General features: G+C 71.3%; 12 protein-coding genes and 1 tRNA gene. 7 read left to right on the top strand and 6 right to left on the bottom strand.

All coding sequences use genetic code 11. From position 1 onward, the window contains the following. Nucleotides 1–63: 63 nt before the first annotated feature. Nucleotides 64–354 (bottom strand): 4a-hydroxytetrahydrobiopterin dehydratase, encoded by a 291-nt coding sequence (locus J5V16_RS11975; RefSeq protein WP_208496502.1) that lies wholly within the window; start codon nt 352–354, stop codon nt 64–66. Nucleotides 355–380: 26 nt separating this feature from the next. Then, a complete protein-coding gene (locus tag J5V16_RS11970; protein WP_208496501.1) occupies nt 381–992 on the bottom strand; it encodes a carbonic anhydrase in 612 nt (203 codons plus the stop codon). Between the two features lie 160 nt (nt 993–1,152). Between J5V16_RS11970 and J5V16_RS11965 the strand changes: the two genes are divergently transcribed. Continuing rightward, on the top strand, nt 1,153–1,887 hold the full coding sequence (locus J5V16_RS11965) for a winged helix-turn-helix transcriptional regulator (RefSeq protein ID WP_208496500.1): 735 nt from the start codon (nt 1,153–1,155) through the stop codon (nt 1,885–1,887). On the opposite strand, the gene J5V16_RS11960 is transcribed toward J5V16_RS11965, so the two are convergent. Beyond that, nucleotides 1,884–2,699, bottom strand: a complete 816-nt coding sequence (locus tag J5V16_RS11960) for a putative hydro-lyase (protein WP_208496499.1) — start codon at nt 2,697–2,699, stop codon at nt 1,884–1,886. The two genes, J5V16_RS11965 and J5V16_RS11960, sit on opposite strands and share 4 nt — an antisense overlap. 202 nt (nt 2,700–2,901) lie before the next feature. On the opposite strand from J5V16_RS11960, the gene J5V16_RS11955 reads away from it, so the two are divergent. Both J5V16_RS11955 and J5V16_RS11950 read left to right on the top strand, forming a co-directional pair. Then, on the top strand, nt 2,902–5,949 hold the full coding sequence (locus tag J5V16_RS11955) for an AfsR/SARP family transcriptional regulator (RefSeq protein ID WP_208496498.1): 3,048 nt from the start codon (nt 2,902–2,904) through the stop codon (nt 5,947–5,949). A 130-nt stretch (nt 5,950–6,079) separates the two neighbouring features. After that, nucleotides 6,080–7,060 carry a zinc-binding dehydrogenase gene (locus J5V16_RS11950; RefSeq protein WP_208496497.1) on the top strand — a complete coding sequence of 327 codons (981 nt, stop codon included), beginning with the start codon at nt 6,080–6,082 and terminating at the stop codon, nt 7,058–7,060. Nucleotides 7,061–7,288: 228 nt separating this feature from the next. Here the strand turns inward: J5V16_RS11950 and J5V16_RS11945 are convergent, their stop codons facing one another. Both J5V16_RS11945 and J5V16_RS11940 read right to left on the bottom strand, forming a co-directional pair. Then, entirely contained in the window at nt 7,289–8,488 is a 1,200-nt protein-coding gene (locus J5V16_RS11945; protein WP_208496496.1) for an MFS transporter, read from the bottom strand. Nucleotides 8,489–8,678: 190 nt separating this feature from the next. Then, nucleotides 8,679–9,527, bottom strand: a complete 849-nt coding sequence (locus J5V16_RS11940; RefSeq protein WP_208496495.1) for a helix-turn-helix transcriptional regulator — start codon at nt 9,525–9,527, stop codon at nt 8,679–8,681. A gap of 102 nt (nt 9,528–9,629) precedes the next feature. Between J5V16_RS11940 and J5V16_RS11935 the strand changes: the two genes are divergently transcribed. Beyond that, complete coding sequence (locus J5V16_RS11935; RefSeq protein WP_208496494.1) at nt 9,630–10,373, top strand: SDR family NAD(P)-dependent oxidoreductase; 744 nt, start codon at nt 9,630–9,632, stop codon at nt 10,371–10,373. 83 nt (nt 10,374–10,456) lie between these two features. On the opposite strand, the gene J5V16_RS11930 is transcribed toward J5V16_RS11935, so the two are convergent. Then, nucleotides 10,457–10,530 (bottom strand) — tRNA-Ile (locus tag J5V16_RS11930). A gap of 312 nt (nt 10,531–10,842) precedes the next feature. On the opposite strand from J5V16_RS11930, the gene J5V16_RS11925 reads away from it, so the two are divergent. The 3 genes from J5V16_RS11925 to J5V16_RS11915 are packed head-to-tail and all read left to right on the top strand — an operon-like array spanning nt 10,843 to nt 14,170. Further along, the gene (locus tag J5V16_RS11925; RefSeq protein ID WP_208496493.1) at nt 10,843–12,225 is read left to right on the top strand and encodes a branched-chain amino acid ABC transporter permease; all 1,383 of its coding nucleotides are present in this window, start codon (nt 10,843–10,845) and stop codon (nt 12,223–12,225) included. A 9-nt stretch (nt 12,226–12,234) separates the two neighbouring features. Beyond that, the gene (locus J5V16_RS11920; protein ID WP_208496492.1) at nt 12,235–13,278 is read left to right on the top strand and encodes a branched-chain amino acid ABC transporter permease; all 1,044 of its coding nucleotides are present in this window, start codon (nt 12,235–12,237) and stop codon (nt 13,276–13,278) included. Continuing rightward, a complete protein-coding gene (locus J5V16_RS11915; RefSeq protein WP_208496491.1) occupies nt 13,268–14,170 on the top strand; it encodes an ABC transporter ATP-binding protein in 903 nt (300 codons plus the stop codon). Before J5V16_RS11920 ends, J5V16_RS11915 begins: the two co-directional genes overlap by 11 nt. The last annotated feature ends 2 nt before the right edge of the window (nt 14,171–14,172 follow it).

Raw genomic sequence — 14,172 nt, 5'->3', positions numbered from 1 at the left:
TTTCGCAGGTCGTAAGCATCGCGGACGCATGCGCATCAGGGATGCGCAGCAGCCACTCCCGCACTAGTCCAGGAGGTCGCTGACCGCCCGCGCGAGGTCGGTGTCCTTGGCGGAGACTTTGTTCCCGGCGGAATGGGTGGTCGCGGAGACGCGGAGCTTGTTGTAGTTGATCGTGAGGTCGGCGTGGTGGCCGCGCTGCTCGTTGAGGAAGCCGACGGCGGTGGCCGCGGCGAGGGCCCGGAGGTGCCCGTCGAAGGTCCAGGTCTGCTCCAGGCGGTCGCCGACGTGGCTCCAGCCGGGGAGTTCCGACAGCGCGAGCTCGATCTCGGCCTCGGTCAAGGGTTGGTCGCTCATACCCCGATTCTGACAGCTCGTCGCGATCAGTTCTCGTCGATGAGGCTTACTTTGCCCGTGTCCAGGTCGTAGACCGCGCCGACCACCATGACACCGTCGAGGTTCTCCCGGCGGCTCAGGTCGGCGACGGTGCGGCGCACCTGGAGGCGCAGCGCGCGGGACGCGGCCTCCTCGGGGTCCTTCGTCTCGGTCCAGGCCTGCGAGGCGGGCTGCCACAGCTGTTCGACGAGGTAGTCGGTGCGCGGGTCGTGGGAGTCGTCCTCGACCGCGTGCAGGGCCGCGTTGATCGCGCCGCACCGCTCGTGGCCGAGGACCACTACGAGGGAGACGCCGAGCTCGGCGGCGCCGAACTCGAGGGAGCCGACCGCGGCCCGGTCGGGGACGTGCCCGGCCGTGCGGACCACGAGCAGCTGCCCGAAGTCGCAGTCGAAGACGCTCTCGGCGGTGACGCGGGAGTCGATGCAGGTGAACACCGCGGCGCTGGGCGTCTGGCTGGGCGCGGCCTCGCGGGCCGCGACGATGTCGCGCTTGTACCGCGGCTCGCCGGCGACGAATCGGCCGTTGCCTTCGATGAGGGCGGCGAGCGTACTGGCGGCCTGGTGGTGCTCCATCAGCGAGGAGGCGGTCAGTTCTGGCACGCCCTGAATGGTGCCGCAGGATCCGTCCCGGCGCAAGCGGGACCGGCCGCAGGACACGCACCTTTTACAGAGCGCACGTTACCGTTTCGAGATCTGTTGGTCATTAACCAGGACTAGACCTTCGCCTTACGGGACTTTAAGCTTGATACTGACTACCGCAATGGGATTCACCTGCGGTCTCTCCTCTCCCCCTGTTCGGATTGAAGGTGGAACCGTGCGCACCTACGGCGACGGCTGCCCGGCCGCCCATGCGCTCGACCTCGTCGGCGAGCGCTGGTCGCTCCTCATCGTCCGCGAACTGCTCCTCGGCCCCAAGCGCTTCACCGACCTTCGCGCGGGCCTCCACGGCGCCAGCGCGAACGTCCTGTCGCAGCGGCTGCGCGAACTCGAATCGCACGGCGTGGTCTCCAAACGCCGCCTGCCGCCGCCCGCCGCGTCCAAGGTGTACGAGCTCACCGAGTGGGGTCGGGACCTGGAGCCGGTGATCGTGTTCCTGCTGCGCTGGGGCGCGCGCTCGGCCGCGATCCCGCTCGACGCGCCGATGGGCGCTGACGCGCTCATCCTCTCCATGCGCTCGCTGTTCATGCCCGTGGCCGCGCGCGGCTTCGACGCGGCGTTCGAGCTGTGGGTCGACGACCGGCCGTTCATCGCCGAGGTCATCGACGCGCAGCTGCTCCTCGCGCCGGGGCGGCCCGAGCACCCGCACGCGGTGATCCGCACGGACGCGGAGACGCTGAAGCGGCTCACGCTCGGCGGCCGCAGCCTCGACGTCTCGCTGCACGCCGGCCGCGTCACCGTCCAGGGCGACCAGGCGATGGCCGAGCGGTTCCTGGGGCTGTTCCGGCTCCCGGAGCCCGCTCCGGCGTCGGCGGGGGCGACGCCGGGAGCGGTCTAGCGGATGACGCGTATCTCGCCGGTGCCGTTGATCTTCGCGCGCCGGTCGGTGATGAGCATGTGCCCGGGCGCGTGCGTGATCGCGAACGGCAGCTTGGCCTTGACCACCGCTTCCTGAAGCGTCACACCGCAGGCCCAGAACACCGGCACGTCGTCTTCGCGCAGCCGCACCGGGTCGCCGAAGTCGGGCTTGCCGAGGTCGCGGATGCCGATCGCGGACGGCCGCCCGATGTGGACGGGGGCGCCGTGCGCGTAGGGCATGTCGGCGGTGATCGCCGCCGCGTGGTCGGCCATCCGGGCCGGCATGGGCCGCATGGAGACCACCACGGGGCCGCGGAACCGCCTGGCGCCCAGGGCTTTCAGGTTGGTCCGGTACATGGGGACGTTGACGCCCTGCTCGAGGTGGCGCAGGGGGATGCCCGCGCGCTCCAGGAACGGCTCGAACGTGAAGGTGCAGCCGGTCAGGAGCGTCACCAGGTCGCCGCCCCACAAGTCGGCGACGTCGGTGCGCTCGGCGACCAGCTCGCCCTTGCTCCACACCCGGTAGGCCGGGAGGTCGCGGCGCAGGTCGGCGCCGAAGGCCAGGTCGGTCCAGAACCGGCCGGGCCCCACCACGTCCAGCAGCGGGCAGGCCCGCGGGTTGCGCACCGCGAAGCGACGCAAGGCGATCGCGTGCTGGGCCGGGACGGCCACCAGGTTGGCCTGCACGTACCCGTGCGACCATCCGCTCGTCGTGGCGACCAGCCCGGCGCGGAACCGGGCGCGGGCCTCTTGGGGCCTGGTCTGGGACTCGGGACGCTGTCTCGTGAACATCGCTCCTCCTTCGCTCGATACGTCGAGCTTCGCGGCGGCGGCGTCAAGACCTTCACGAGTCGTTCATGAGACACAAACCGGTAGCTGCATAGTCACGGTGCGCAAACCCCTTGCAACCGTTCCCAAACGATCATCGAATGCCCATAGACTGGAGTCGTTCCCCGCGCTTACGGCCGCACCTCGACTCCCCGGGAGGTGGACCGTGGACTTCGGCATCCTCGGGCCTCTGCAGCTGACCTGGGAGGGCCTGCCCGTGGCGCTGCCCGGGCGGGTCCTGCCGCGGCTGCTCGCCGTGCTGCTCCTGGAGGCCGGGCACGTGGTGCCCCTGCCGAAGCTCGTCGACGCCATATGGGAGGAGCTGCCGCCCGCGACCGCGAAGCGGCAGATCCAGAACACGGTCGCCAGCGCCCGCGGCATCCTGCTGCCCACCGGCACGAGCGAGATCGAGACCGTCGGCGAGGGCTACCGGCTGCGGGTGCGGCCCGAGAAGCTCGACTCGCTGCGGTTCCAGCGGGCCGTGCGGATCGCCCGCGAGCAGGAGGCCGCCTCCGAACCCGAAGCGGCCCTGGGCAGTCTGCGCGAGGCCCTCGACCTGTGGCGGGGGCCGACCCTGGCCGGGTTCGGCGGCCGCGTCATCGAGGCGGGCGCGCGGCGCTGGGACGAGGAGCGCGCCGCCGCCGAGGAGAGCCGCGCCGAACTCGAACTCGGGCTCGCCACCGGCGTTCCGGTGGTGGGCGACCTGCGGCGCGTGCTCGAGGCGCATCCGTACCGGCAGCACACGGCCGAGCTGCTCATGACCGCGCTCTACCGCGAGGACCGGCCCGCCGAAGCGCTCGACGTGTACGAGTCGATCCGCCGCCAGCTCGCCGAAGAGCTCGGCATCGACCCCGGGCAGCGTCTGAAGGAGCTGCACACCGCGATCCTGCGCGACGACTCGTCCCTCCGGGCCGCGGCGCGGACCGGGGCGCCGAAGGCGCGCGTGGCGCTGCCGGCACCCGCGCAGCTGCCCTCCGACAGTATCCACTTCACTGGCAGGGCAGGGGAACTCGACGTCCTCGACCGGCTCCTCGGGCCGGGGCCGCAGGTCGCGGTGCTCTCGGGGATCGGTGGTTCGGGGAAGACCACGCTCGCGCTGCACTGGGCGCACCGGGTGCGCGAGCGGTTCCCGGACGGGCAGCTGTACGTGAACCTGCGCGGGTTCGACCGCACGCCGTCACTGGCACCGCTGGACGCCCTGGCCGGGTTCCTGCGGGCGCTGCGGGTGCCGACCGAGGCGATCCCCTCGGACCTCGACGAGGCGGCCGCGCTGCTGCGCTCGCGCCTGGCGGACACGCGGACGCTGCTCATCCTCGACAACGCCCGGAACTCGGCGCAGGTGCTGCCGCTGCTGCCCGCCACGGCCGGGTGCGTCGCGGTCGTCACCAGCCGCGGGCGGCTCCCCGATCTCGCTGCGGCCCACGACATCCGGCAGATCACGGTGGGCGCGCTCGACGGCGGCGAGTCCGTGCGCCTCCTCGAGAGCCTCGTCGGCGGCGACCGGGTCGAGCGCGAAACCGATGCGGCCCAACGGGTCGCGGAGCTGTGCGGGGGCCTGCCGCTGGCGCTGCGGATCGTCGGCACCAACCTCGACGCGCAGCCCGGCACCACCTTGGCGGAGACCGCCGCGGCGCTGGCCGGGCGCGACCGGCTCTCGCGGCTCGCGGTCGAGGGCGACCCGACCACCACGGTGGCGGCGGCGTTCGACCTCTCCTACCAGGCGCTCGAGCCCGAGGAGGAGCTGCTGTACCTCAACCTCGCGTACCTGCCGGGCACGGACTTCTCGAAGGGCCTGGCGTGCGCCCTGGTGACGTGGGAACCCGAAGCGGCCGAACGGCTCCTGGCGAACCTGGTGGCCGCCCACCGCATCGACGAGTACCGGCCGGGCCGCTACCGCTTCCACGACCTGGTGCGCGAGTACGCGCGGCGCAAGGCCGAGTCCGCGTTCGACCCGGCCGCGCTGCAGCGGCTCCGGGAGCAGGCCGTGGCCTGGTACGCGAAGGGCTCGACGCGACTGCCGGTGCTGGAGTACCGCAACATCGTGGCGACCTTCCTCGAATGGAACGGCCACCCGCACGTCTCGCGGCTGCTCTCCCGGCTCATCGCGTTCGCCGACGCGGGCTACCGCGACGACGCCGCGAACCGGCGCGCGCTCTCCGACTCGCTCTACGAGCTGCCCGAGCTCGCGCATGTGGCCGAGCTGGGCATCGAGACGGGGACGCGCTCGGACGAGCCGATGGACGCGGTGCGGGCGTACGCGCTCGCGGACGCGGTGGCGTTCGCTTCGGGCGACCTCCACAAGTCGAAGGCGTACGCGGAGAAGACCCTCGAGTACCTGCGGTTGACGCCGCACGGGGACGCGACGGGCAAGGCCCGCAACGACCTCGCGACGACGCTGACGCAGCTGGGCCGGTACCGGGAGGCGGTGTCGCTGCTGCGGGAGGCGGTGATCGCGGCCGAGCGGTCGGGGAACCGGGCCGTGCGGGTGGAGGTGCTGACCTCGCTCGGCACCGTGTTGCGGCGCATGGGGATCTTCGCCGAGGCCGAGGCGCTGCTGCTGAAGGCCCGCGACCTCGACGCGGCCGCCGACGACGGGCCGACGACGGTGTACCCGCTGCTGTCGCTCTCGGAGCTGTACGTCGACCAGGGCCGCATCAGCGCCGCCGAGGCTTTGAGCCGGGAGATCGCGGAGATGCTGCGCGACCATCCGTCGAAGTACTACCGGTCGCGGCTCTACTTCCGGCAGTTCGCGGTCCACCGCGCGGACGAGGACCACCCGCGCGCGGAGGCGGCGCTGCTGCGCAGCCTCGAGCTGGTCGAGCAGTTCAACAACTGGCGCCACCAGTTGATCTACACGTACTGGCTGGCGGACCTGTACGTGGACACCGAGCAGTTCGAGCAGGTGCGGGACACGCTGGCGCGGGTGGCGCACCTGGACCGTTACGAGACCTCGGAATCGCTCGCGGTGCGGGCGCGGGTGATGTGCAAGCTGCACACCGCCGAGGGCGATCTGGGGCGGGCGATCCGCATGGGCCGCCAGGCGTGCGACGTGTTCGCGGCCATGCCCGACCCGCTGCGCCAGGCCCGCAGCCTGCTCGCCCTCGCCAACGCCTACCAGGCGGCCGGCCGCGCCGACCGGGCCGACCGGTGCCGCGACGAGGCCCGGACCCTGCTGAACGCGCTGGGTCTCGACCCGGGCTCCCCGAACCCGTGACGTTCTGCAGGGGCAGGTTAAGTCGGTCGACAGATGCAGGGCCAGTCGGCGCGTTCCTACAGTTGCATCAACACCCACCGATGCGGCGGCGAGAACGGCGGCGGCATCTGAAACGACAGCGAGGGATGACATGCACGCGATCCGGCAGCACGAATTCGGCGGCCCTGAAGTCCTGGTGTACGAGGAGGTCGCCGACCCCGAGCCGGGCCCCGGCCAGGTGCGCATCGACACCCGCGCCGCCGGCGTCCACCTGCTCGACACGACCTTCCGCAGCGGCGACAAGAACGGCCCGTACCCGCTGCCGCCGCTGCCGATGATCCCGGGCCGCGAAGCGGCCGGGATCGTCGACGCGGTCGGCGAGGGCGTTGACGCGTCCTGGATCGGCAAGCGCGTGGTCGCCCACTTGGGCTTCGCTTCCGCCGGGTACGCCGAGAAGGCGGTGCGCGAGGTCGAGAACGTGCACGAGATCCCCGAGGGCGCCGGGTTCCCGGAGGCGATCGCGATGATCGGCACCGGCCGGACCGCGCTCATGGTCCTGTCGGTCGGCCCGGTGACGGCTGAAGACGTGGTGATCGTCCCGGCCGCGGCCGGCGGGATCGGCACGCTGCTGGTGCAGGCCGCGAAGAACGCGGGCGCGTACGTGGTCGGCCTCGCGGGCGGGCCGGACAAGGTGCGGCAGGTCGCGGCGAACGGGGCCGACGCGGCGATCGACTACAAGGCGGCGGACTGGACCTCGGTGCTGGACAAGGCTTTGGAGGGCCGCGAGGCGACGCTGCTGTTCGACTCGGTCGGCGGCGACACCGGCCGCGCGGCCTTCGACCGCCTCGGCTTCGGCGGCCGCATGGTGGTCTTCGGCTGGTCGGCGGGCAAGGCCACGGAAGCGACGGTCGAGGACATCGTGGGCCGCGGCCTCACGGTCTCCGGCGCCCTGGGGCCGAAGCTCCTCGCGAAGCTGGGCGGCCTGCGAGCGCTGGAAGAGCGATCCCTGGCCGAGCTGGCAGCGGGACGCCTGCGCCCGGCGGTCCACACCTTCAAACTCAGCGAGGCGGCGGAAGCCCATCGCGCCCTTGAGAACCGGGGCACGACGGGCAAGGTGGTCCTGGTCCCCTAGCGCGAAGCGGACGCGTGCCGGCTGCTGCGAAGCGGCGGCCGCCAGCGCGAAGCGAGCAACTCGATGCGCGACGCGGCGACGCAACCCGCCGCGGGAGCGCTCGGGCGGTTCGGCGGCGGTCGCGAGGCCGCCGCCGCAGCCGCGGCACGCGGCATCGGAGACGGCACCGCCGCCCCGGCGGTCGGCCGGGGCGGCGGTGTTCGGGCCTCGATTCGGAGGCCCGTGTCGTTAGGAGGCGCGGGCGAGTTCGGCCGTGGTCAGGTGGGCCGGGATCATCGCTTCGGCCTCGGTGTGGGCTCGGGCGAGCGGGACCGAGAGGGCGAGGCCGGCGAGGGCCAGGCCGACGCCGACGAGGATCGGCGCGGTGAGGCTGAGGCCGGCCGAGAGGGCCAGGCCGCCGAGCCAGGCGCCGTTCGCGTTGGCGAGGTTGAAGGCCGCGTGGTGCAGGGAGGAGGCGAGCGACGGGGCGGCGTGGGCGCCGTCCAGCAGCAGCCGCTGCATGATCGGGCCGACCAGCGACGACGAGAGCGCCATCAGGAACACCCCGGCGATCGCCAGGACCGGGTTCGCCATCGTGAAGTACATCATCAGCAGCACTGCGGCGATGGTGGTGAACGAGGCGAACAGGCCCTGGATCGGGGCTCGGTCGGCGACCTGGCCGCCGACGATGTTGCCGGCCGTCAGGCCGAGGCCGAACACCGCGAGGGTGATCGCGACGGCGACCGTGCCGAGGCCGGTGACCTCTTCGAGGATCGGCGTCAGGTAGGTGTAGGCCGCGAACATGCCGCCGAAGCCCACCGCGCCCGTGACGAGCGGGAGCAGGACGCGCTTGGAGCGGATCGCGCGGATCTCGTCGGCGGCCTTGGTGGGCACGATGACACCGCGGGTGTCGGGCACGGTCGCCCAGATCGCGGCGGCGGCCACCAGGCCGAGCGCGGCGACGGCGGCGAAGATCCAGCGCCAGGAGAACTGGCCGATGAGCAGGGCGCTCACGGGAACGCCGATGATCGTGGCCACGGTCAGGCCGGACATGATCCCCGAGATCGCGCGGGCGCGCCGCTCGTAGGAGACCAGGCTCGCGCCGACCACCGCGGCCGCGCCGAAGAACGCGCCGTGCGGGAGCCCGGCGAAGAACCGGGAGGCGAGCAGGGTCCCGAAGTCGGGGGCCAGGGCGGTGACGAGGTTGGCGACCGCGAACCAGGCCATCAGGGCGATGAGCAGCGGCTTGCGGGGCACGCGGGTGGTGGCGACCGTGAGGAGCGGGGCGCCGAGGACGACGCCGATCGCGTAGGCCGAGACGGCGAGGCCGGCTTCGGCGAGCGAGACGCCCGAGGAGGCGGCCACCTGGGGCAGGATGCCCATGATGACGAACTCGGCGGTACCGATGCCGAACGCGCCGATGGACATGGCGAACAGAGGCATGCGCATGGGAAAGCAGCTCCGGAAGGAAAGAGTGGGGAGGGTGAGAACGCTGAGGCTGTCACCGGCTGCTTCCTTGCCGTACCGGTCGCTGTCAAGAGCGGGAGGCTCGCGCCTCCGCACCAATCATAAATACACTCGCCATCGGAGTAAAAGCCTTTGCGGTGAAATCCGAGCGTGATGTCCGTCGCCGGGCGGGTCAAGGACGGCGCACGGGCGCCTCGAGTGTGACCGGCGCCCGCTCCAGCAGCCGGGCGAACGCCGCCGAGGTCGGCGAATCCGGTTGCGGCACATACATGACCAGCCGGAGCGCCGTCCCCGGCACCTCCAGGACCTGGCAGTCCCACTCCATCGGCCCGAACTCGTGGTGGACCACGCTCTTGCGCTGCACCCGCCGCACCGCCACGCGGTGGTCGGCCCACATCACCCCGAACTCCGGGCTGCCCCGCAGCAGCTCGTCCACCAGCGCCCGCAGCTTCACGTCCTTCGGGCTGCGCGCCAGCGAGGCCCGCAGGTCGGCGACGCAGTCCTGCAGGAACGCCAGCGACTGCGGGTCGGCGAGCAGCTGGGACGCGTACCGGCCAAGGAAGTTGGTGCGCAGCAGGTTCCGCTGTTCGGGCTCCAGGTGGCTGAGGTACCCCATGAGCCGGTCCGCGGAGGCGTTCCACGCGAGCATGTCGTAGCAGGCGTCGATCGCGTAGGCCGGGTAGTCGCGCAGGCCGTCGAGGAGGTTCCGGATGGTCGGCGGGATCTCGCGGCTGGATTCCGATTCGGGCAGCTCGTCGGCGAGGAGGAACAGGTGCGCGCGCTGGTCCCGGTCGAGCATGAGCGCCCGCGCGAGCGCGCCGAGCACCTGCTTCGAGGGCTTCGGGCCCCGCGCCTGCTCGAGCCGGATGTAGTACTCGACCGAGATGCCCGCGAGCTGCGCGACCTCCTGGCGGCGCAGCCCCGGGGTGCGCCGCCGCGGCCCCTCCGGCAGGCCGGCGTCGCCGGGCCGGATCGCGGCGCGGCGGGTCTTGAGGAAGGAGGCGAGCTCGGTGCGGTCCATGCCGTCCATACTGCCCCGGTTCAGGCGCGAGAGACAGGCACCGGCGGTACCACCATAAACGGTCCTCTTTGCAAGGCAGGGAATCGCGCGCAGGCTCGTGCCATGACCAAGAACATCGCCGTCATCACCGGCGCCAACAAAGGCATCGGCATCGAAATCGCCCGCGGACTCGGCCGCAAGGGCTTCACCGTCCTCGTGGGGGCCCGCTCGGAGGAGCGCGGCGAGGCCGCGGCCGCCGAGCTCCGCGCCGAAAGGCTCGACGCCCGCTTCCTCCACCTCGACGTCACCGACGAGGCCGTGGTCGCTGCGGCCGCCAAGCGCGTCGAAGACGAGTTCGGCAGCCTCGACGTGCTCGTCAACAACGCCGGGATCGCCCTGGCCGACGGGGACTGGAACACCAGCGAGCTCACCGTCGCCACCGCCCGGAAGGTGTTCGAGACCAACGTCATCGGGGTCGTCTCGGTGACGAACGCATTCCTGCCGCTGATCCGCCGGGCCGAGGCGGGGCGGATCGTGAACGTCTCCAGCGAGGTCGGCTCGCTGGGCTTCATGACCGGCGACTACCCGTTCTCGGGGATGCAGGTCGGCGCGTACGGCGCGTCCAAGTCGGCGCTCAACATGCTGACCGTCTCCTGGTCGAAGGAGCTGGAGCCCACCGGGATCAAGATCAACGCGATGACGCCGGGCTACACCCGCACCGACCTGAACGACAACCAGGGCACCCGCCGCCCCGAGGACGCCGCGGTCGCGGCCGTCAACCTCGCCCTCATCGGACCGGACGGCCCGAACGGCGGGTTCTTCCAGGAGGGCATCGAGTACTTCGACGACGAGGTCGTCCCCTGGTAGCAGCGGCGGCCGCCGGAATCGACGGCGCGGAGAAGGATTGAACAAGGAGGAAGGCCCCGCCGAGCGCGGGGCCTTCGTCGCCGTAGGGCAGGCAGGACTTGAACCCGCGACCCAGGGATTATGAGTCCCCTGCTCTAACCAGCTGAGCTACTGCCCCGAGCGGGCAATATCCTCTCACACCGCGTGGCCGGTCGGTGTCCGGAGGGGAACGCGGCGGGCGCGGGCGGGGCACAGGAACGTCGCGAGGACTTCATCGGGCCCGAATGCGGCGGCAATGGACGTAAGGAACGGTCGGGCGTCACGGAGGTGCTCGCCGGTAACATCTGAGCCACATTTGCAACGGTTCGATAACGACACCTGCGTTTGTGGGCCAGCTCTCCATAAGATCCGACTCACTCCCGTCGTTTCGTGTTTCTCGAACAATCCACGATGCGCGGGTTCCGACGCCCAAACCTCCCGAGGGGGCCCATTGAGACGTGCAGTGTTGTTGCTGTCGGCTGCGTTCGCCGGCCTGTTGCTGGGGCTGGGGGTGAACAGCAGCGCCACCGCCCAGGACGCCTTCGGCGTCCACGGCACCCTGGAGAACCAGCAGGACGAACCGGTCGCGGGTGTCTCGATCACCGTCACCGACGCCGCCGGCACCGAGATCGCCACGGTCCAGAGCGGCGAGGACGGCACGTGGGCCGTCCCGCTCGAAGCGGGCGGGGACTACGTCGTCACCCTCGACGAGTCCACGCTCCCCGACGGCCTGGTCGTGCGCAACGGCAAGCCCTCGCTCGAAGTCAGCATCAGCTCCGACCGGACCGTCCTGTTCCCGCTCGACGTTCAGGTGGTCGGCGGCTCCCCCGGCGGGGACGAGCCCTCCTCCGGCGGCGACGCGACCGAGGAGGCCCCCGGCGACGGCGAGTCGAGCTCCGAGGCCGACACGGCCGAGAACGGCGAGAACCTCGCCGAGATCGAGGACGAGGGCGGCGCCACCCGCGCCGTCAGCCTCCTCGTCTCCGGGCTCCACTTCGGCCTCATGATCGCCCTGGCCGCCGTCGGCCTCTCCATGGTGTTCGGCACGACCGGCCTCACCAACTTCGCCCACGGCGACCTCGTCACCTTCGGCGCGGTCATGGCCCTGCTGTTCAACCTCACCTTCGGCGTGCCCGTGTGGATCGCGGCGATCGCCGCCGTCATCCTCGGCGCCGCCTTCGGCTGGGTCCAGGACTGGGGCCTGTGGTCGCGGCTGCGCAAGCGCGGCACCGGCCTCGTCTCGATGATGATCATCTCGATCGGCGTCGCCCTGCTCATCCGCAACGTGACCCTGTTCTTCGTCGGCGGCGAACGCCAGCGCTACGACGAGTTCGTCGGCCAGAAGCCCTGGGACTTCGGCTGGCTCGTCGTCACCCCGAAGGAGGTCGTGACCGGCTCGATCGCGCTCGTCGTCTGCATCGCGGTCGGCATCGCCCTCGTCTACACGCGGCTCGGCAAGGCCACCCGCGCGGTCGCCGACAACCCCTCGCTCGCGGCCTCCACCGGCATCGACGTGAACCAGGTCGTGCGCCTGGTGTGGACGATCGGCGGCGGCCTCGCGGCCATGTCCGGCGTGTTCCTGGGCATCAGCGACGGCATCAAGTTCGACATGGGCCAGCACCTGCTCCTCATGGTGTTCGCCGCGGTCGTCCTCGGCGGGCTCGGCACCGCGTTCGGCGCGTTCGTCGGCGCCATGCTCATCGGCGTGTTCGTGCAGCTGTCGACGCTGGTGATCGCCCCCGAGCTGAAGTACGTCGGCGCGCTGGCGGTCCTCATCATCATCATGCTCACCCGGCCGCAGGGCATCCTGGGCCGTCGCGAGCGAATCGGCTAGGAGAGCGAAATGGATTGGCACTTCGTCTTCAGCCAGGCGCTCACGCAGGCCATCGGGCCGACCATGCTCGTGTACGCGCTCGGCGCCATCGGCCTCAACCTCCAGTTCGGCTACACGGGCCTGCTGAACTTCGGCCAGGCCGCGTTCGCCGCGGTCGGGGCGTACGGCCTCGCGCTTGCGGTGGTGGCCTTCGGGCTGCCGTTCTGGTGGGGCATCCTCGTCGGGCTCGCCTGCGCGGTGGTGCTGGCCCTGCTCATGGGCATCCCGACGCTGCGGCTGCGCGCCGACTACCTCGCGATCGTCACGATCGCGGCGGCCGAGATCGTGCGGCGGCTCTTCCGCGCGACGGTCTGGTCGGAGCACACCGGCGGCTCGGACGGCATGCGCGGGTTCTCCGACCCGTTCTTCGCGCTGAACCCGGTCCCGGAGGACGCGACCTGGACGTTCGGGTTCGTCTCCATGGAGAGCGGCCGCCTCACCGTCGACTTCGGGCTGTTCGACCTCCAGTACTCCCACCGCGACCTGTGGATCATGCTGATCGGCTGGGTGCTGGTGGCGTTCTTCTGCGTCGTCCTGGCCCTGCTCGTCCACAGCCCGTGGGGCCGGGTCCTCAAGGGCATCCGCGAGGACGAGGAGGCCGTGCGCAGCCTCGGCAAGAACGTGTTCGCGTACAAGATGCAGGCGCTGGTCATCGGCGGCATCATCGGCGCGGTGGCCGGGTTCGTGTTCGCGCTGAGCCGCGCGAACGTCCAGCCCGACACGTTCTCGACGGACTTCACGTTCTACTTCTACGTGGTCCTCATCCTCGGCGGCGCGGCCCGCATCTTCGGGCCCGTGCTCGGCGCGGCGCTGTTCTGGTTCCTGTACAACATCTTCTCGCAGGGGCTGAGCCAGGCCATCACCTCGGGCCTGATCCCCTCCGGGGCCATCAACCAGACGCAGGTGGGGCCGCTCGTGTTCTTCCTGCTCGGCCTCGGCATGGTGCTGCTGCTGATCTTCCGGCCGCAGGGCATCCTCGGCAATCGAAGGGAGCTGATGCTCGATGTCCGATGACACCCAGCCGGAGACCGAGGCGACGGCGCCCGCGGAGGCGGCGCCCGTCAGGGCCGGGATCTCGGCGGCGCGCGCGTCCCTCGCGGACGTGCCGCCCGAACCCGGTGCGCCCAAGCAGGACCCGATCCTCAACGCCACCGGCGTGCGCCGCGCCTTCGGCGGCCTCGTCGCCGTCGACGTCGCGCACCTGGAGGTCCAGCGGGGCACCATCACCGCCCTCATCGGGCCGAACGGCGCGGGCAAGACCACGTTCTTCAACCTGCTCACCGGTTTCGACCGGCCGAGCCGGGGCGAGTGGGTGTTCGACGGCCGCCGCGCCGACCGGATGCGCTCCTACCAGGTGGCGCGGGCGGGCATGGTCCGCACGTTCCAGCTGACGAAGGCGCTCACCCGCATGACGGTCATGGACAACATGCTCATCGGCGCCGGCAACCAGATCGGCGAGCGCTTCTGGGCCGGGCTCGTCCCGCCCCTGTGGAAGGCGCAGGAGGCCGCGAACCGGGCCAAGGCCATGGAGCTGCTGGAGCGGTTCAAGCTCGACCGCAAGCGCGACGACTACGCCGGGGAGCTCTCCGGCGGCCAGCGCAAGCTGCTCGAGATGGCGCGGGCGCTCATGCTCGATCCGAAGATGGTCATGCTCGACGAGCCGATGGCCGGGGTGAACCCGGCGCTGAAGCAGTCGCTGCTGGAGCACATCAAGGACCTGCGCGAGGACGGGATGACGGTCCTGTTCGTCGAGCACGACATGGACATGGTGCACGAGATCGCGGACTGGGTGGCGGTGATGGCGGCCGGGCAGTTGATCACCGAGGGCACGCCGGACCAGATCTCGGCCGACCGGCGGGTCATCGACGCGTATCTGGGCGCCCACCACGACGCGGCTCAGCATTAGGA

It is taken from the genome of Glycomyces niveus, from assembly GCF_017592475.1.
GTDB classification, from domain to species: domain Bacteria; phylum Actinomycetota; class Actinomycetes; order Mycobacteriales; family Micromonosporaceae; genus Glycomyces; species Glycomyces niveus.
This window is presented reverse-complemented; position numbering and strand designations above follow the sequence as displayed.